Origin of the sequence: Mesorhizobium vachelliae, from assembly GCF_033977325.1 — a bacterium.
Classification (GTDB): Bacteria; Pseudomonadota; Alphaproteobacteria; order Rhizobiales; family Rhizobiaceae; genus Mesorhizobium; species Mesorhizobium vachelliae.
In genome coordinates, this window is the sequence record NZ_JAVIIR010000007.1 from 18,236 (window position 1) to 33,696 (window position 15,461).

13 protein-coding genes are annotated in these 15,461 nt (G+C 66.7%); 7 read left to right on the top strand and 6 right to left on the bottom strand.

All coding sequences use genetic code 11. The features are described 5' to 3' along the window. Positions 1-3: 3 nt before the first annotated feature. The 7 genes from RFM41_RS15980 (at position 4) to RFM41_RS16010 (ending at position 8,719) form a co-directional block, all read left to right on the top strand. Positions 4-270: a sarcosine oxidase subunit delta gene (locus RFM41_RS15980; RefSeq protein WP_320248552.1), complete on the top strand. Its 267-nt coding sequence runs from the start codon at positions 4-6 to the stop codon at positions 268-270. Then, positions 267-3,122 (top strand): 2Fe-2S iron-sulfur cluster-binding protein, encoded by a 2,856-nt coding sequence (locus RFM41_RS15985; protein ID WP_320248551.1) that lies wholly within the window; start codon positions 267-269, stop codon positions 3,120-3,122. Before RFM41_RS15980 ends, RFM41_RS15985 begins: the two co-directional genes overlap by 4 nt. After that, entirely contained in the window at positions 3,123-3,710 is a 588-nt protein-coding gene (locus RFM41_RS15990; protein ID WP_320248550.1) for a hypothetical protein, read from the top strand. It abuts the gene before it with no gap. Next, positions 3,707-4,615 carry a dihydrodipicolinate synthase family protein gene (locus RFM41_RS15995; RefSeq protein ID WP_320248545.1) on the top strand — a complete coding sequence of 303 codons (909 nt, stop codon included), beginning with the start codon at positions 3,707-3,709 and terminating at the stop codon, positions 4,613-4,615. The genes RFM41_RS15990 and RFM41_RS15995 overlap by 4 nt, the downstream gene beginning before the upstream one ends. A gap of 7 nt (positions 4,616-4,622) precedes the next feature. After that, on the top strand, positions 4,623-5,591 hold the full coding sequence (locus RFM41_RS16000) for a D-2-hydroxyacid dehydrogenase (RefSeq protein ID WP_320248544.1): 969 nt from the start codon (positions 4,623-4,625) through the stop codon (positions 5,589-5,591). A gap of 21 nt (positions 5,592-5,612) precedes the next feature. Continuing rightward, on the top strand, positions 5,613-7,154 hold the full coding sequence (locus RFM41_RS16005; RefSeq protein ID WP_320248542.1) for a trimethylamine methyltransferase family protein: 1,542 nt from the start codon (positions 5,613-5,615) through the stop codon (positions 7,152-7,154). A 74-nt stretch (positions 7,155-7,228) separates the two neighbouring features. After that, positions 7,229-8,719 carry an N-acyl-D-amino-acid deacylase family protein gene (locus RFM41_RS16010; protein ID WP_320248540.1) on the top strand — a complete coding sequence of 497 codons (1,491 nt, stop codon included), beginning with the start codon at positions 7,229-7,231 and terminating at the stop codon, positions 8,717-8,719. Here the strand turns inward: RFM41_RS16010 and RFM41_RS16015 are convergent. Genes RFM41_RS16015 through hydA form a run of 6 tightly spaced genes read right to left on the bottom strand, consistent with a single transcriptional unit; the run spans position 8,704 to position 15,444 of the window. Continuing rightward, the gene (locus RFM41_RS16015) at positions 8,704-9,369 is read right to left on the bottom strand and encodes a cysteine hydrolase family protein (protein ID WP_320248538.1); all 666 of its coding nucleotides are present in this window, start codon (positions 9,367-9,369) and stop codon (positions 8,704-8,706) included. The genes RFM41_RS16010 and RFM41_RS16015 overlap by 16 nt on opposite strands. Further along, on the bottom strand, positions 9,366-10,643 hold the full coding sequence (locus RFM41_RS16020) for a Zn-dependent hydrolase (RefSeq protein ID WP_320248537.1): 1,278 nt from the start codon (positions 10,641-10,643) through the stop codon (positions 9,366-9,368). Before RFM41_RS16020 ends, RFM41_RS16015 begins: the two co-directional genes overlap by 4 nt. Then, on the bottom strand, positions 10,640-11,797 hold the full coding sequence (locus tag RFM41_RS16025; RefSeq protein ID WP_320248535.1) for an NAD(P)/FAD-dependent oxidoreductase: 1,158 nt from the start codon (positions 11,795-11,797) through the stop codon (positions 10,640-10,642). Before RFM41_RS16025 ends, RFM41_RS16020 begins: the two co-directional genes overlap by 4 nt. Then, positions 11,794-13,107, bottom strand: a complete 1,314-nt coding sequence (locus RFM41_RS16030; protein WP_320248533.1) for a Coenzyme F420 hydrogenase/dehydrogenase, beta subunit C-terminal domain — start codon at positions 13,105-13,107, stop codon at positions 11,794-11,796. Before RFM41_RS16030 ends, RFM41_RS16025 begins: the two co-directional genes overlap by 4 nt. 7 nt (positions 13,108-13,114) lie before the next feature. Then, on the bottom strand, positions 13,115-14,029 hold the full coding sequence (locus tag RFM41_RS16035) for a nitrilase-related carbon-nitrogen hydrolase (protein ID WP_320248532.1): 915 nt from the start codon (positions 14,027-14,029) through the stop codon (positions 13,115-13,117). Beyond that, complete coding sequence (gene hydA, locus RFM41_RS16040; protein WP_320248530.1) at positions 14,014-15,444, bottom strand: dihydropyrimidinase; 1,431 nt, start codon at positions 15,442-15,444, stop codon at positions 14,014-14,016. The genes RFM41_RS16035 and hydA overlap by 16 nt, the downstream gene beginning before the upstream one ends. Between the last annotated feature and the right edge of the window lie 17 nt (positions 15,445-15,461).

The window sequence follows — 15,461 nt, forward strand, 5'->3', positions numbered from 1 at the left end:
ACCATGAAACTGCTCACCTGCCCCATGAACGGCCCGCGCAACATCGACGAGTTCCAGTCCTTCGGCCCGGTGCGCGCCAGGCCCGATCCGAACGCGACCGCCGACGCGGAATGGTCGCGGCATCTGTTCCGCGCCGAGAACCGCAAAGGCATCGTCATCGAATGGTGGCGGCACGTGCCGAGCAATTACTTCTTCCTGGCCGAGCGCGATCTCGTCAGCAACGAGATCATCCGCACCTTCGACGCGTCCGAACCGAGGGAGCGCGCATGAACCGGCTGCGCGCACCTTTCGGAAGCCGGATCGATCGAAGCCGCCCTATCCGCTTCACCTTCGAGAGCAGGCCATTCGAAGGCTATGACGGCGACAGCATCGCAAGCGCGCTGGCCGCTTGCGGCCAATGGGTCCTGTCGCGCTCGTTCAAATATCATCGTCCGCGCGGCATCCTGTCGATGACCGGGGCCGACGCCAACGCTCTGGTGCAACTGCCGTCCGAACCGAACGCCGCCGCCGAGCGCACGCCGATCAGCGAAGGGCTGCGGGTCAGCGCCCAGAACGTCAACGGCTCGCTCGAGCGCGACCGCGACGCCATCATGGACAGGTTCGGCCGCTTCCTGCCGGTCGGCTTCTACTACCGCACCTTCATGGGGCCGCGCCGCGACAGCTGGCTGAAATTCTGGGAGCCGATGATCCGCCGCAAGGCGGGCCTGGGCGTGGTCGACACCAAGGCACCGCACCGGCATTTCGACAAGACGCACCAGCATTGCGACGTGCTCGTCGTCGGCGCCGGCCCGGCCGGACTGAACGCCGCGATCGCCGCCGCCGAAGCCGGTGCCGATGTGGTGCTGTGCGACGAGAATCCCGAGATTGGCGGCGCGCTGAGCTATGGCCGCTACGATCCGGCCGTGCTCTCCGGCCTGGCGTCGCGGCTGGAGGCGCTGCCCAATCTCAAGGTACTGACCGGCACCGTCTGCAATGGCTGGTACGAAGACAATTGGCTGCCGCTGATCGAGGGCGACCGCCTCCACCGGACACGCGCCCACGAGGTGATCCTGGCGACCGGCGCAATCGAGCAGCCGGCCGTCTTCCGCAACAACGACCTGCCGGGGATCATGCTGGGCGGTGCAGCCCGGCGCCTGATCCGCCATTACGGCGTGCGGCCCGGTCAGAGTGCCGTGGTGCTCGCCGCCAATGACGAGGGCTATCGGACGGCGCTCGATCTGCTGGATGCAGGCGTATCGGTCGTCGAGCTTGTCGATCCGAGACCGGCCGGCGATGCCGGCCCGTTGGAAGCCGAACTCCGCGGCAAGGGCGTCGCCATCCGCAAAGGTGCGACCGTCGAGGCGGCGGAAGGCACGGCCGGAAATCGCCATCTCGCCCGCGTCCATGTCGGCGGGAGCTGGATTGCTTGCGACCTGCTCGCCGTTTCGATCGGCCAGGCGCCGGCGTGGCAGCTGCCGTGCCAGGCCGGCGGCAAGGTCGGCTACGATGCCACCGCGGAGACGATGGCGATCACGCTCCCGGAGGGCTCTGTCCATCTCGCAGGCGCCGTTGCCGGAGCGGACGAGTTGCAGGACGCCATCGCCAGCGGCCGGCGGGCGGCTGCAACCGCGCTTTCGCGACTCGGTCATGCAGTGGCGGTAGAACCTCCCGTCGCGCCGAAGAACGTTCGGCCGCGCTACGTGCAGCCGATCGTCGCCGCCCCTAAGGGACGCGACTTCGTCGATTTCGACGAGGACCTGCAGGTCAAGGATCTGCAGAACGCGACCAAGGACGGCTATCGCGAGATCGAGCTGGTCAAGCGCTTCACCACCGTCGGGATGGGGCCAAGCCAGGGGCGTCATTCCGCCCTGGCCACCGCCCGGATCGTCGCCGAGGCGACCGGCCGGTCGGTCGGCGAGATCGGCATCACCACGGCGCGGCCTCCGGTCGGGCCGGAAACGCTCGGCGTGCTCGCCGGTCACCACGAGGTGCTGGAGCGCCGCACCGCGTTGCATGCGCGCCACATCGCGCTGAACGCCGCGATGAAGCCGGTCGGCGCATGGTGGCGGCCCTATTACTACGGCCACGCAAGCAGCGCTGAGGAAGCCGTCCGCGAGGAGATCCTTGCCGTGCGCGAAGGCGTCGGCCTGCTCGACGTCTCGACGCTCGGCAAGCTGGAAATCCGGGGGCCTGACGCCGGCGAGTTTCTCGACCGCCTCTACACGATGGCGCATGGCAACCAGCCTGTCGGTCGCGTGCGTTACTGCCTGATGCTCAACGAGATGGGCTCACTGATCGACGACGGCGTCGCCTACCGCATGGCTGAGGATCGGTTCTATGTGACGGCGACCACCGGCGCCGTCGCGCGTGTCTATGCCGACATGCTGTTCTGGAATGCCGAATGGCGCCTGAAGGTGGACGTGCTCAACCTCACCGGCGCGTTCTCGGGCCTCAACGTCACCGGACCCAAGGCGCGCCAGGTGCTCGAGGCGCTGGACAGCGACATCGATTTCAGCCGCGACGCCTTCCCCTATCTCAGCGGCCGCGAAGGCGTGGTTGCGGGTGTCCCGGTGCGGGTGATGCGCATCGGCTTCACGGGCGAGCTCAGCTACGAATTGCATTGCCCATCGAGCCTGGCGCCCAGCCTGTGGGACGCGGTGATGGCGGCGGGCCGGCCGCACGGCCTGCGGCCTTACGGGTTGGAGGCATCGCGCATCTTGCGCCTGGAGAAAGGCCACATCCTGATCGGCCAGGACACGGATGCGATCACCACGCCGGACGAGCTAGGCTTCGGCTGGGCGGTCTCGAAGAAGAAGCCGTTCTTCGTGGGCAAGCGCTCCATCGAGATGCGCGCGAGGCTCGGCCAGACTCGCAAGCTGGTCGGGTTGCAATTCGCCGCCGGCGCCCGCAACATCCCCGGCGAAAGCTGCCTCGTGCTGCGCGGCGGCGCCCCTGTCGGCCAGATCACGTCGGTTGGGTACTCGCCGTCGCTCGGGCATCACATCGCGCTCGCCTATGTCCATGTCGACGACCAGACGGAAGGCAGCCGCGTGACGGTGAAGTGCCGCGACGGTGAACTGGTCGAGGCCCCGGTCGTGGCCCACGCCTTCTTCGACCCGACCAACGCGCGGCAGGAGATCTAGATGGCCGCCGGCACCGCTGCCCGCATCTATCCCTTCATGCCCGGCGGCGCAGCCGACGGCACGAAGCTGGTTTCCGGCACGGTCGTGCTAAACGACCTTACGGACAAGCCGCGTTTCGGCCTGAAAGGCGGCGGCAGCGCCGCTTGGCTTGCCGCGCAGGGCGTCAAGCTGCCCGCCGTCAACCGCATCGGCAACCACCGCGGCATGCGGGTCCTGCGCCTCGGCAACGAGGACATCCTGCTTCTCGCGGAGGGCGCGGAGGCGACTCTCACCGAAATCAAGAACGCCTGGCTGACCGCAGTGGCGCCGAAAGGCTACTCGTCATGGCGCGAGGAAGGTTGGGCATGGATGCGGCTTTCCGGTCCCCGCCTTGCCGAAGCGATGAGCAGTCTTTGCGCGCTGGACCTGAGACCCCAAAAATTCGCCACCGACGACATCGCGCAGACGCGCGTCGGCCATACCGAAGCCGTGACGTTTCGTTCGCCGACGGGTTTCGACATACTCTTCGACATCACCGCTTCGGCCTACTTCGCCCGCGCCGTCGCGGCGGTGGCCGGCCACACAGACCAGCACAGAGGACATTCATGACCCGCCCGCAAGGAACCATCGCCCCCATCCTGACGCCGTTCGAAGACGACGGCCGCATCGCGCGCGACCTCTGGATTTCCCATGCCAAATGGGTGCTCGGCCAGGGCGCGCATTTCCTCTCGCCCTTCGGCACGACGGGCGAAGCGCTGTCGGTGTCCCTGCGCGAGCGCATGCAGGCGCTGGAGTGGCTGGTCGAGGCCGGCATCGCGCCGGACCGGCTGATGCCCGGCACTGGCGTCACCGCCCTGCCTGAAACGGTCGAGTTGTCGGCGCGTGCCGTCGGCCTCGGCTGCGCCGCGGTCATGGTGCTGCCGTCCTTCTTCTACACCGGCGTCGGCGACAACGGTCAGGCGCGCTATTACAGCGAGCTGATCGAGAAGGTGGCAAGGCCTTCGATGCGTGTGATCCTCTACCACATCCCGCAGAACTCGGGCGTGCCGGTTAGCCCTGCCCTGACGGCGCGGTTGAGCAAGGCGTTTCCGGACACCGTCGTCGCCTACAAGGACAGCGCCAGCGACTGGAACAACACCGCCGCCGTCATCGCCGCTGCGCCCGGTATCTCCGTCTTCCCAAGCTCGGAGGCGCAGCTCACCAAGGGTCTGGCGAGCGGAGCGGCAGGCTGCATTTCGGCAACCGTCAATCTGAACGCCGCCGCCATCCGCCGCCTCTACGACGCGGCCCGCAAGGGCGAGGACGTCACCGAGGCGGATGCAGCCATCAAGGCGTTCCGGAAGGTGATCCAGGATGCCGGGCTGATCCCGGCGATGAAGGCGGTGCTTGCCGTCAAGTCCGGCGACCGGCGCTGGCTGAACCTGCGCGCGCCGCATGAGAATGCGACGCTGGAAAACGGCCGGACGCTGCTTGCCGCTCTCGGCAGCGCCGCTGATCATATCGGCCGTAGCTGAGGTCGCGATGTCGGCGCGCCCAACAATCATCCTGCACACCGACAAGCCAGCGGGCGCGCTTGCCGTGCTCGCGGAGACGCATCCAGACCTCGATGTCCATGCCTGCGACACCTATGCCGGACTCCCCGCTTTGATCGAAAGGACCGCCGCGGAAGTGGTCTATTCGATCCGCTTCGACGGCACGCCGCGCTATCCGCGCCAGGCTCTGGTCGAGAGCCCGACGGTGAAATGGGTGTCGATCGGCGGCTCCGGCACCGACCATCTCGGGCGCTGGGATCCCGCGCATGTCACGGTGACGAACTCGGCCGGCGTCGCCGCCGGCATGCTGGCCGAATATGCGCTCGGCGCCATGCTCTCCTTCTCGCTCGATCTGCGCGGCTTCGAACGCCAGCAGCAGGCGCGCCAATGGGGCGGTGGCCGCGTCGAGCCGATCGAGGGCAAGACCGTCCTCATCCTCGGCCTCGGCAAGACCGGCGAGGCCGTGGCCCGCCGCGCGCAGGCGATGGGCATGCGCACGCTCGGCATACGCGCGCGCCCGAAAGCGATGCCGTCGCTCGACGAAGTGCACGGCCCCGACGCGCTGCTGACGTTGATCGAGCGCGCCGACTTCATCGTCTGCTGCGTGCCTTTGCTGCCCACCACGCGCGGCCTGCTTGGCGAGGCCGCCTTCGCCGCCATGAAGCCGACCGCCGTGCTGATCGACATTTCGCGCGGCGGTGTCGTCGAGGAGGCCCCGCTGCTCAGCGCGCTCGACAGCGGGCGGATCAAGGGCGCAGCGCTCGACGTCTTCGCGACCGAGCCGCTGCCGGCCGAGCATCCGCTCTGGAGCTACGACAACGTCGCCGTCACGCCGCATTGCGCGGCGGTCTATGACGGCTGGGACATCAAGTCGGTGCGCATGTTCGCCGACAATCTGGCGCGCTATCGCAAAGGCGAGCCGCTGGAGAATGTGGTCAATCCGGAACGCGGCTATTGAAGGCCGGGAGGGAGTAGTCCGATGTCACAGGACAGGCGCGGCGGCGGCCGCAGATCGAAGCTCGGACGCAGCGGCGGCGGCATCGCGCAACTGCCGTGGCAGAGCGTCAGGAAGCCCTACCCGCCCATGCAATTGCTCGATGAAGAGCGCATGGAGCAGTTGCACAAGACGTCGATGCGCATCCTGTCGGAGCTCGGCATCCGCGTCATGAGCGAGAAGGTCATGGACCTCTTCGCCAAGGCCGGGGCTCTCGTCGACCGCGAAGAGCGGACCATCCGCATCGACGAGAGCATCGTCACCGAGGCCCTGTGCAACGTGCCGTCGTCCTTCACGCTGACCAGCCGCAATCCGGACAAGCAGGTTGAGTTCGGCGGCAATTCGCTGGTCTTCGGGCTGGTCGCCGGCCCGCCCAACGTGCATGACCGCATCAATGGCCGCAGGCCGGGCAATCTCCCCGACTACCAGAACTTCATCCGGCTGGCGCACCACTTCAACGCCATCCACATCATCGGCAACCAGGTGGTGGCGCCGATCGAATTGCCGGCCAATTCGCGCCATCTCGACACCTACCACGCCAATCTGACGCTGAGCGACCTTTCCTTCCATTGCACCGCCATCGGCCGCGCCAGGGCGATGGACGGCATCAACATGATGGCGATCGCGCGCGGCATCAGCGTCGAGGAGATGCGGGCTTCGCCCGGCGTGACGACGATCATCTCGATCAACTCGCCGCGCCTGTTCGACGACGCGATGGCGGAAGGCCTGATCGCCATGGCAGAGCACGGCCAGCCGGTGACCGTCACACCCTTCACGCTGATGGGCGCAATGACGCCGGTGACGCTCGCCGCCGCGCTCTGCCAGCAGAATGCCGAGGCGCTGTTCGGCATCGTGCTGACGCAGCTCGTCAATCCCGGCACGCCGGTGATGTACGGCGCCTTCACCTCCAATGTCGACATGAAGTCGGGCGCGCCCGCCTTCGGCACGCCGGAAAACGCCAAGGCCAACATTATCGCCGGGCAATTGGCGCGGCGCTACAACCTGCCCTACCGCACCTCCAACGCGAATGCCTCCAATGTGGTCGACCTGCAGGCCGCCTATGAGACGGAGATGGCGACATGGGGCGCTGTGCTCGGCGGCGCGAACCTGATCTATCACGCCGCCGGCTGGCTGGAGGGCGGGCTGACGGCGTCCTATGAAAAACTCGTCCTCGACGTCGAGATCCTGCAGAACATGATGGAGTTCCTGCGGCCGCTGCCGTTCCAGGAGGACGACCTCGGCTTCGAGGCGATCAAGTCGGTGCCGGCCGGCGGCCATTTCTTCGGCGCCGAACACACCATGTCGCGCTACACCACCGCCTTCTATCAGCCGATGCTTTCCAACTGGCAGAACTATGGCGCCTGGCAGGAAGCCGGCGGCAAGGACGCCTTGGAGCGGGCGACCGAGCTCTGGCAGCAGGCGCTGCACGATTACGAGGAGCCGGTGATGGATCCCGCGATCCGCGAGGAGCTCGACGCCTATGTCGCGCGCCGCCGCCAGGAGATCGCCGCCAATCCGGAAGCTTAGAGCATGATCCCGAAAAGTGGGAACCGGTTTTCGGAAAAGATCATACTCTATCAAAAGAGTTGGAAAGCCGCCTGATGCCCTATGATCTCCTCATCCGTCACGCGACGCTGATTTCCGGAGACGGTTCTGACCGATTCGAGGCCGACATTGCCGTCACGATGGGCCGGATCGCCGCCATCGGCCAGTTGGACGATGCGTGGGGCATCGAGGAGATCGATGCAAAGGGCAAGGTGGTCGCGCCAGGCTTCATCGACGTGCATACCCATGACGACGGCGCGCTGCTTTCACCGCGCGGCATGGACCCGAAGATCAGCCAGGGCGTGACGACGGTGATCGCCGGCAATTGCGGCGTCAGCCTCGCGCCGCTGCTGCTCGACAAAACCCCTCCACCGCCCTTCACGCTGGTCGGCGGCCGCGAGAATTTCCGCTTCGACCGCTTTGCCGACTATGTCGCCGAGCTGAAGCGGCGCGGCATCGCCACGAATGCGGCCCTGCTCGTCGGCCACACCACCTTGCGCCAGCGCTGCATGCCGGTGACCGACCGTCCAGCCAATGAAGCGGAAACGGCGGCGATGCAGGAAGCGGTCGCCGAGGCCATGGCCGAAGGCGCGTTCGGCCTTAGCACCGGGCTCGACTATCCGCCGGCCGTCAACTCATCGACGGAAGAGGTCAAGGCGCTGGCCGCCACCGCTGCGCAACTCGGCGGTCCTTATGTGACCCATACGCGCAACTATTTCGAGACGATGGACGAGGCGATCGAGGAAGCGATCGACATTGCCGACCATGCCGGTGGCAAACTGTTCATCTCGCACCACCAGTGCACCGGCCGCGCCAATTTCGGCAAGAGCCGGCCCTCGCTGCAAAGGATCGACCGGGCGCGCGAGACGATGGACATCGGCATGGACGTCTACCCCTATGCCGCAAGCTCCACGGTGCTCCGCCTGGAACGCTGCGACACCGGGCTGAAGATCCTCATCACCTGGTCCGATCCGCATCCGGAGATGGCCAGGCGCGAGATCGCCGACATCGCCCGCGAATGGAACTGCACCGAGCGCGAGGCCGGTGAGCGGCTGTTGCCGGCGGGCGCGGTCTATTTCCAGCTCGATGAGGACGACGTCCGCAACATCATCGCGCATCCCCAAACCATGATCGGCTCTGACGGCCTGCCGCACGACATCCACCCGCATCCACGCCTCTGGGGCACCTTTCCACGCGTGCTCGGGCATTACGCGCGTGATGTCGGGTTATTCAGCCTGGAGGAAGCCGTGTTCCGCATGACCGGGCTGCCCGCGCGCGAGTTCGGCATCCAGGAGCGCGGCATTCTGGCCGAAGGCAATCTCGCCGATCTCGTCGTCTTCGATCCCAAGACGATCATCGACACCGCCACCTTCGAGGAGCCGCGCCGCCCCGCCGCCGGCATCGACCATGTCTTTGTCAACGGCGTCTCGGTCTGGCGCGGCGGCAGGGCGACCGGAGCGCTGCCCGGCGCGGTTCTCAAGCCTTCGGCTTCAAAGACGGTATCCAGGGGCGCATGCAACTGCGGCGCCGATCACAGCGCCTCGTAAATCCGGTCGACGCTCTCCAGCGTATAAGCGAACTCCACCGGCCGTGTGCAGCGCCAGCCGTCGAAGGGCTGGCCGGCAAGCGCTTTCAATGCCTGGGGCAGACGCAATATGCCGCCGCCATAGAGCCGGTTCGCCATGTCGAGCATGCCGGTGCGATGCATGGCTTCCGTCATGCTGCCGCACGCTTCCTTGACCAGCCAGACGCGAAAGCCCTGATAGACCGCATCGAACACGCTCTCCGTCACGCAGCTGTCGGTCAGCACGCCGGTGACGATCAGGTTCTCGATGCCGAGCGCGGCGAGCCGTTGTGACAGATCGGTGCGGCGGAAGGCGCTCGGCCAGTGTTTGTGGATGACGATGTCACCGGGTGTCGCTGCCACCTCGGCACAGATATCCGCGCCTTCGCTGCCTGCGACAGCGGAGCGGAATTCCTCGGAGAGGATTTCCTCCTGCCGCGCATAGCCATCGCGTTCCTCCGGCTTGACCCAGGCCTGCGCGTGGATGACCGGCACACCCGCCTTGCGGGCGGCCTCGATCAGCGCGGCTGCATTGGCGAGCACGTCGTCATAGCTGACGACCGGCCATGCCGCGCCCGGGCGGTATTCATTCTGCAGATCGATGACGAGCAAGGCAGTCTTGGCGAGGTTCATGTCTGGTCCCGGGAATTGTCGAAATCGGTGACGAAACGCAGGAGCAGCCGGATCGCCTGATCGAGGTCGGCGATCTCCATCGCTTCATGCGGATTGTGGCTGCCGTTCTCGTTGCGCACGAAGAGCATCGCGGTCGGAATGCCGGCGCCGGCGAATGTGGCTGCATCGTGCCCCGCCCCGCTCGGCACATGCGGCGCCCGCATTTGCAGCTCGGTGGCGGCGTGGTCGAGCCTGCCGATCAGGGCAGCCGACATCGTCGCCGGCTCCCAGGTGAAGCGCGGCCCAAGCTCGAAGGTGACGCTGCGTTTGGTACCGACTTCGGCAAGAATCTCCTGAAGTCGATTTTCGATGCGGTCTAGGATAGCAGCTTCGGCGCTGCGCACATCGAGCGTGAAACCGAGCTCGCCCAGAACCCGGCTGCCGCCATGCTGCGTCGGATCGGACTGCACGCGGCCGAAAGTGATGGTCGCTTCATGTCCTTCGCGTTCGAGCGCGTCCCATTCAGCCTCGAGGCCCGCGATCAGGTCGGCAAAGCCAAGCACGCTGTCATGCCGGGCGAAGCGCGGCTCGGCGCCGGAATGGGCATAGGCGCCGAAGCACTTGGCATCGACATAGCGGAAGCCGCCGGCGATTCCGGTGACGATGCCGACCGGCGCTTCGGCGGCGACCAGACGCGGTCCTTGCTCGATATGGGCTTCGACGAAGGCCGCAATCCGGCCGGCATCGATACCCGGCACGCCGCGCCGCACGGCATCGGGGTCAAAGCCTTCCTCGCGCATGTGCTCGGCCAGCGTGCGGCCGCTGTCGGAGCGCCTGGCTTCGAGCGCCTGCGGCTCCAGCAAACCGAGTGCAGCCTGGCTGCCAGGGTAAGATAGCGGAAACCAGACCGCTTCCTCGGCGCGTGTCGCCAGCACGACGAGGTCGCGCTTCAGCTGGATACCCTCCCCGACCAGTTCGGCCATGACCGCCAGACCCGCCACGACGCCGGCGGCACCGTCGAAATTGCCGCCATGCGCCACGCTGTCGAGATGCGAGCCGATGACGATCGCAGGCAGGTCAGGATTGCTGCCGCTGAGCGTCAGATAGAGATTGCCGGCCGCATCGACGCGTGCGCCCGCGCCGAGTTTTTCCCCCTCATTGCGCACGAGATCATGGGCGAAGCGCTCGCCGGGGCCGTAAGCGACGCGCGTGATGCCCGGCGCGTCCGTCGTAGCTTCGGCGAGGGCGTCGAGGATGCGTTCCGCAAGTCTGCCACCGGCTGTCAGTGAGTTCACGACGCGACCTGCCGAGCTTCGCCGTCTGAGCGCAGCCGGTGCGGCGTCAGATCGTCCAAGGAAACGCCTTGCCTTGCGACATCGTCCGGCAGGCCGCCCCCGGCGATCAGGCTGGCGCAGACCCGCGACAACGCCGGCGACGTCTTGATGCCGTAGCCGCCCTGCCCGACCAGCCAGACGAAATCCGGAAATTCGTCATCCGGCCCGACCACCGGCGACCCGTCCGCGACGAAGGTCCGCAAGCCAGCCCAGGAACGCGACACGCGTTGCACTTCGATCGTCGTCGCCCGTTCGAGACGCTCGGCGCCGATCGCGACATCGATGTCTTCGGCAAAGGCGTCCATCGGCGCCGATGGCGTCGCATCTGCCGGCGAGACGAAGAGCTGCCCGGCATCCGGCTTGAAATAGAATTCCGCTCCGACATCGTCGACGAGCGGCCAGTCGGTGACGTCGAATCCGGCCGGCGCTGGTATGTTGAAAGCGGTGCGGCGCTTGGGCTGCAGCCCGACCGGACGCACGCCCGCCATCAGCGCGATCTCGTCACCCCAGGCGCCGGCCGCGTTGACGACCAGCGGGGCAAGGAATGCTCCCGCTTCCGTCTCGACCCTCCATTGGCCGCCCTGCCTGCCGATGGCTCTCACCCCCGCATTGGTGACGATGCGCGCGCCGCGCGAACGCGCCCCGCGCAAATAGCCCTGATGCAGGCCGTTGACGTCGATGTCCATCGAATGCGGTTCGAAATAGGCGCCGGCGAGATAATCCTGGCGCAGCACCGGCACGCGCGCGATCGCCTCGGCCGGCGTCATCGCGACGATCGAGGGCACCAGCGCCCGCGCGGCCTGCAAGCTCTCCCGCAAGAGGTCGAGCTGGTCCGCGCGCCCCACGGTGATCATGCCGCGCTTGCTGAGCAGCGGATAATCCGAAAAACCCGTCGGCGGCTCGGTCAGAAACATCCGGCTTGCCAGCACGATCCTGCGGATGACCCCGTTGCCGTAGTTTTCGGTGAAACTTGCCGCCGAGCGGCCGGTGGTGTGATAGCCGCAATGGCTCTCCCGCTCGAGCAGCACGACCTTCTTGTCGCGCGAAATCTCGAAGGCAGCGCCGGCGCCCGCCATGCCACCGCCGATGATGATGATTTCGGTCTGCTCGCTCATGGATCCCTCAAAACTGTTCCGCGCGGCGCGGCAGGCGGCTCGCCCAGGCGGCCGCGGCGCGCGCGGTCGCGAGCGCCGCGCGCTTCAGCCAGATTCTCGGCCGGCGAGTTCTGCAAGGCGCAGCCCCGCAGTGCGAGGTCGGTGACAAAAGGCACCGGCTTGCCGGCGATTGCCATGCCTGTCAGCCGCGCCCAGACGGCGCGCCGCTTGCGCACCTGATGCGACTGCAATTCGCCGATCTCGGCGATCCCGCTCTCCCGCGTGATCCGCAGCACGCCGGCCTCGACGGCCGCGTCGAACAGCTCCAGCCCACGCTTTGTCCTCACGATGATGCCGTTGAGCGCTTCGTCCTCGACGGCCGGCCCGCCATTCAGCCAGGAATCCGACACCGCGATATCCGCCACCTGCCCGATCGCGTCGGGACAGATCTTGCAGCGCGGCTGGATCATCCATTTGTCCTCGTCTTCCCAGAGCTGCCGATAGCTGATCTCGAAGGTGCGGCCGTCTTTGGTTTCGATCCGGTTAAGGCCGGGGTTGCCGTATCCCCGGTAGCGGAAAAGAGACAACTCGTCCTCGCTGAGGCCAAAACGCTGCAAAACCTGTTCCGACTTGGTCAGGTCCGAGGCGCCGCCGCAGACGAAGGCAAGCGCATAGCGCATGTGCTGGTCGACGCGCGGATCGAGCCGCGCCAGATTGCGCACGGCGGTGATGTCGCAAGGCTTGGCGATCAGCGCGAACGGCTCGCCGCGATCGAGGATGTCGTTGAAATCCACCAGGGTCGCCCCCGGGCCGTAGCGCGAGCCGGCGCCTTCCAGCACCGAGGCGGCGTCGAAGCTCAGCCGGCGTTCCGTGCGCATCGGCATGGAACGCGAGGCTGCGACATGCAGCACGAACTTGACCCGCCCGGAGTCCAGCAGGAACTGGCCGAGCGCCGTCAGCGTCCCGCCCCCGGAACCGACAAACCGGACGGTGGGATCTCCAGCGGAGCCGAGCACGAGCCGTTCGACCGGTCCCCAGACTGTGTCCGCCAACGCGGCTTCGTCCATCAGGGCGGCTGGCGGACCGGCGATGCGCGTTCCCGGGCAGACGGCGTTGATCTTCGCCAGTGTCGGCTTGTCCAATGCGCGCCTCGCCACCGGCCGCTCTCGCCCTTCCGGCGTCATCACCATGTCGATGCTGCCGGGACCGGCGATTGAGCGGCAGAGACCGCAGCCGATGCAAAGGCCATTCTCGACGATCTCGCCGAGCGTCAGCGGATCGGCCGAGCGTAGCGGTATGCCTTGGCTCTGGCTGGTTTCGATCATGCCCATCGCGATCTCAGACCGGTTCGGAGATGCGCTGGTACTGGTCGGGGCGGCGGTAGAGCGCGAAGTTGAAATTCACTTTACGGCAGACCTCGATCAGATCGAGGTCGGCGCGGTGCACGATCATCTCGTCGTCGAGCGACATCGCCTGCGCGGCGATCTCGCCGGTCGGCGCGATGATGCAGGAACCGCCGATCAGCGCCTGCCCGTCTTCCAGCCCGGCCTTGGCGGCGGCGGCGACCCAGAGCGTGTTCTGGTAGGCGCCGGCCTGCATCGGCAGATGGTTGTGGAACATCCTCAGATGCGCCAGCGCTGGCGCTTCGTCGAGCAGCAGCGGCGTGTTGTAGCCGAGCAGCGCCACCTCGGCGCCGTTGAGGCAGAGCATTCGATAGGTTTCCGGCCAGCGGCGGTCGTTGCAGATCGCGAGCCCGACGCGAACGCCGCGATAGTCGAAAACCGGGAAGCCGAGATTGCCGGGTTCGAAGTAACGGCGCTCTAGATGCGTTGTCGTGCCGGCCTCCGGCTCGCTCGACCCCGGCACATGCATCTTGCGGTAGCGGCCGATGAAAGCGCCATCCGGCCCAATCAGGTCCATCGTGTTGAAATGGCGCGTGCGACCGTCTTCCTGCGCAAGCTCGCAATAGCCCAGCGCGAAGCCGACCTTTAGCCGCGTGGCGGCATCGTAGAGCCGTTGCGTCTCAGGTCCAGGCATCGAGGCTTCGAAGAAGGTGTCGATCTCGGCCTGGTCGTCGATGCGCCAGCGCGGGAAGAAAGTGGTGAGCGCCATCTCCGGGAACACCGCGATCTCGGCGCCGGAAGCCGCAGCTTTCTCGAGCAGATGCACCAGCCGCCCGACCGTCTCGGTGCGCGTGGCGCTGCGCTGGATCGGCCCGGTCTGGCAAACGGCGATCGTCAGGCATCGAGCCATGGTGTCCAATCCTCGACTGGTTTTTTGGAAAGCGCCGGATCGGCCGCGGCGCGCGCCACAAATTGCCCGAAGCCCGGTTCGGCGTGCAGCTTGCCGTCGGCTACGACAGGCACGCCGCGCACCAGGACGGTGGTCGGCCGGCCTGTGACAACCCTGCCCTCATAGGGCGTGAAATCGACACGCGAATGCAGCGCCTTGTGCCCGAGTGTCCAGCGCGCCGTCGGATCCCACAGCGCCAGGTCCGCGTCGAGCCCGACGGCGATGCTGCCCTTGCGATCGGCAAAGCCATAGACCGAGGCGGCATTGCGCGCGGTGAGGTCGAGATAGCGCTCGAGCGTCAGGCGGCCGGTGAGCAGCCCTTCCGAGAACAGCAGCGGCAGGCGCGTCTCGATACCGGGAATGCCGCTCAGCGTCGTAGTGAAACCGGGCGTCTCGGAGTGCCCTATCTTGTCCGCGAAATAATATGGCGAATGGTCCGACGACCAGAGATCGATGCCGCCATTGATCAGTTCCTGCCACAGATGATCATGGCTGCGCGGCGAGCGCGGCGGCGGCGAAAAGACGAACCGTGCCGCATCGATTGCCGAGCGGTCGAGATCTGCGGCGCCCAGGAAGAGGTATTGCGGACAGGTTTCCGCGACAGCGTCGACGCCGCGCGTCTTCGCCCGCGCCACTTCTTCCGCCGATTGCCAGGACGAGACATGCACGATGGTCATCCGCGCGCCGGTCATCTCGGCGAAGGCCAAAGCGCGATGCGTCGCCTCGCGCTCCATCGTCTCGCTATGGGCGACGACATGGTAGCGGATATCGGTGCGGCCGAGATCGATGAGCCGCTGCCGCGTGCGCCGGATCGCGGCGTCGTTCTCGGCATGGACCATGACGATCCAGCCCAGATGCCTTGCCGTATCGAGGACCTTGAAGAACAGGTCGTCGTCGACGGCAAAACCCTGATAGGTCATGAACAATTTGACCGAGGCGATGCCGCGCTGGGCGAGCTGGTTGAGCTGGGCCTCGACATCGGCGCCGGTGCCCATGGTGACCACGGCATGCAGCCCGTAATCGATGACCGCGCGTCCCGCCGCGCGCTCCAGCGCGCGGTCGACGGCGCCGACGGTCGTCATGTCCTGCCCAGGCATGCCGAACGGGACGATGCAGGTCGTGCCGCCAAACGCTGCTGAGACTGTGCCGGACTCGAAATCGTCAGCATTGCCCGCCCCGCCCCAGACCGGCTGGTCAAGATGGCAATGCGCGTCGATGCCGCCGGGCATCACCCAGCGGCCGCCGGCATCGATCACCTTCTCGCCGGTGAGATCCTTGCCGATGGCGGCGATCCGGCCGTCGTCGATGCCGATGTCGCACTCGGCCCAGCCGTCGTCGAGCGCCACGCGCCCGCCTTTGATCACCAGCTCATGCATTGGCGTACCCCCGTCGG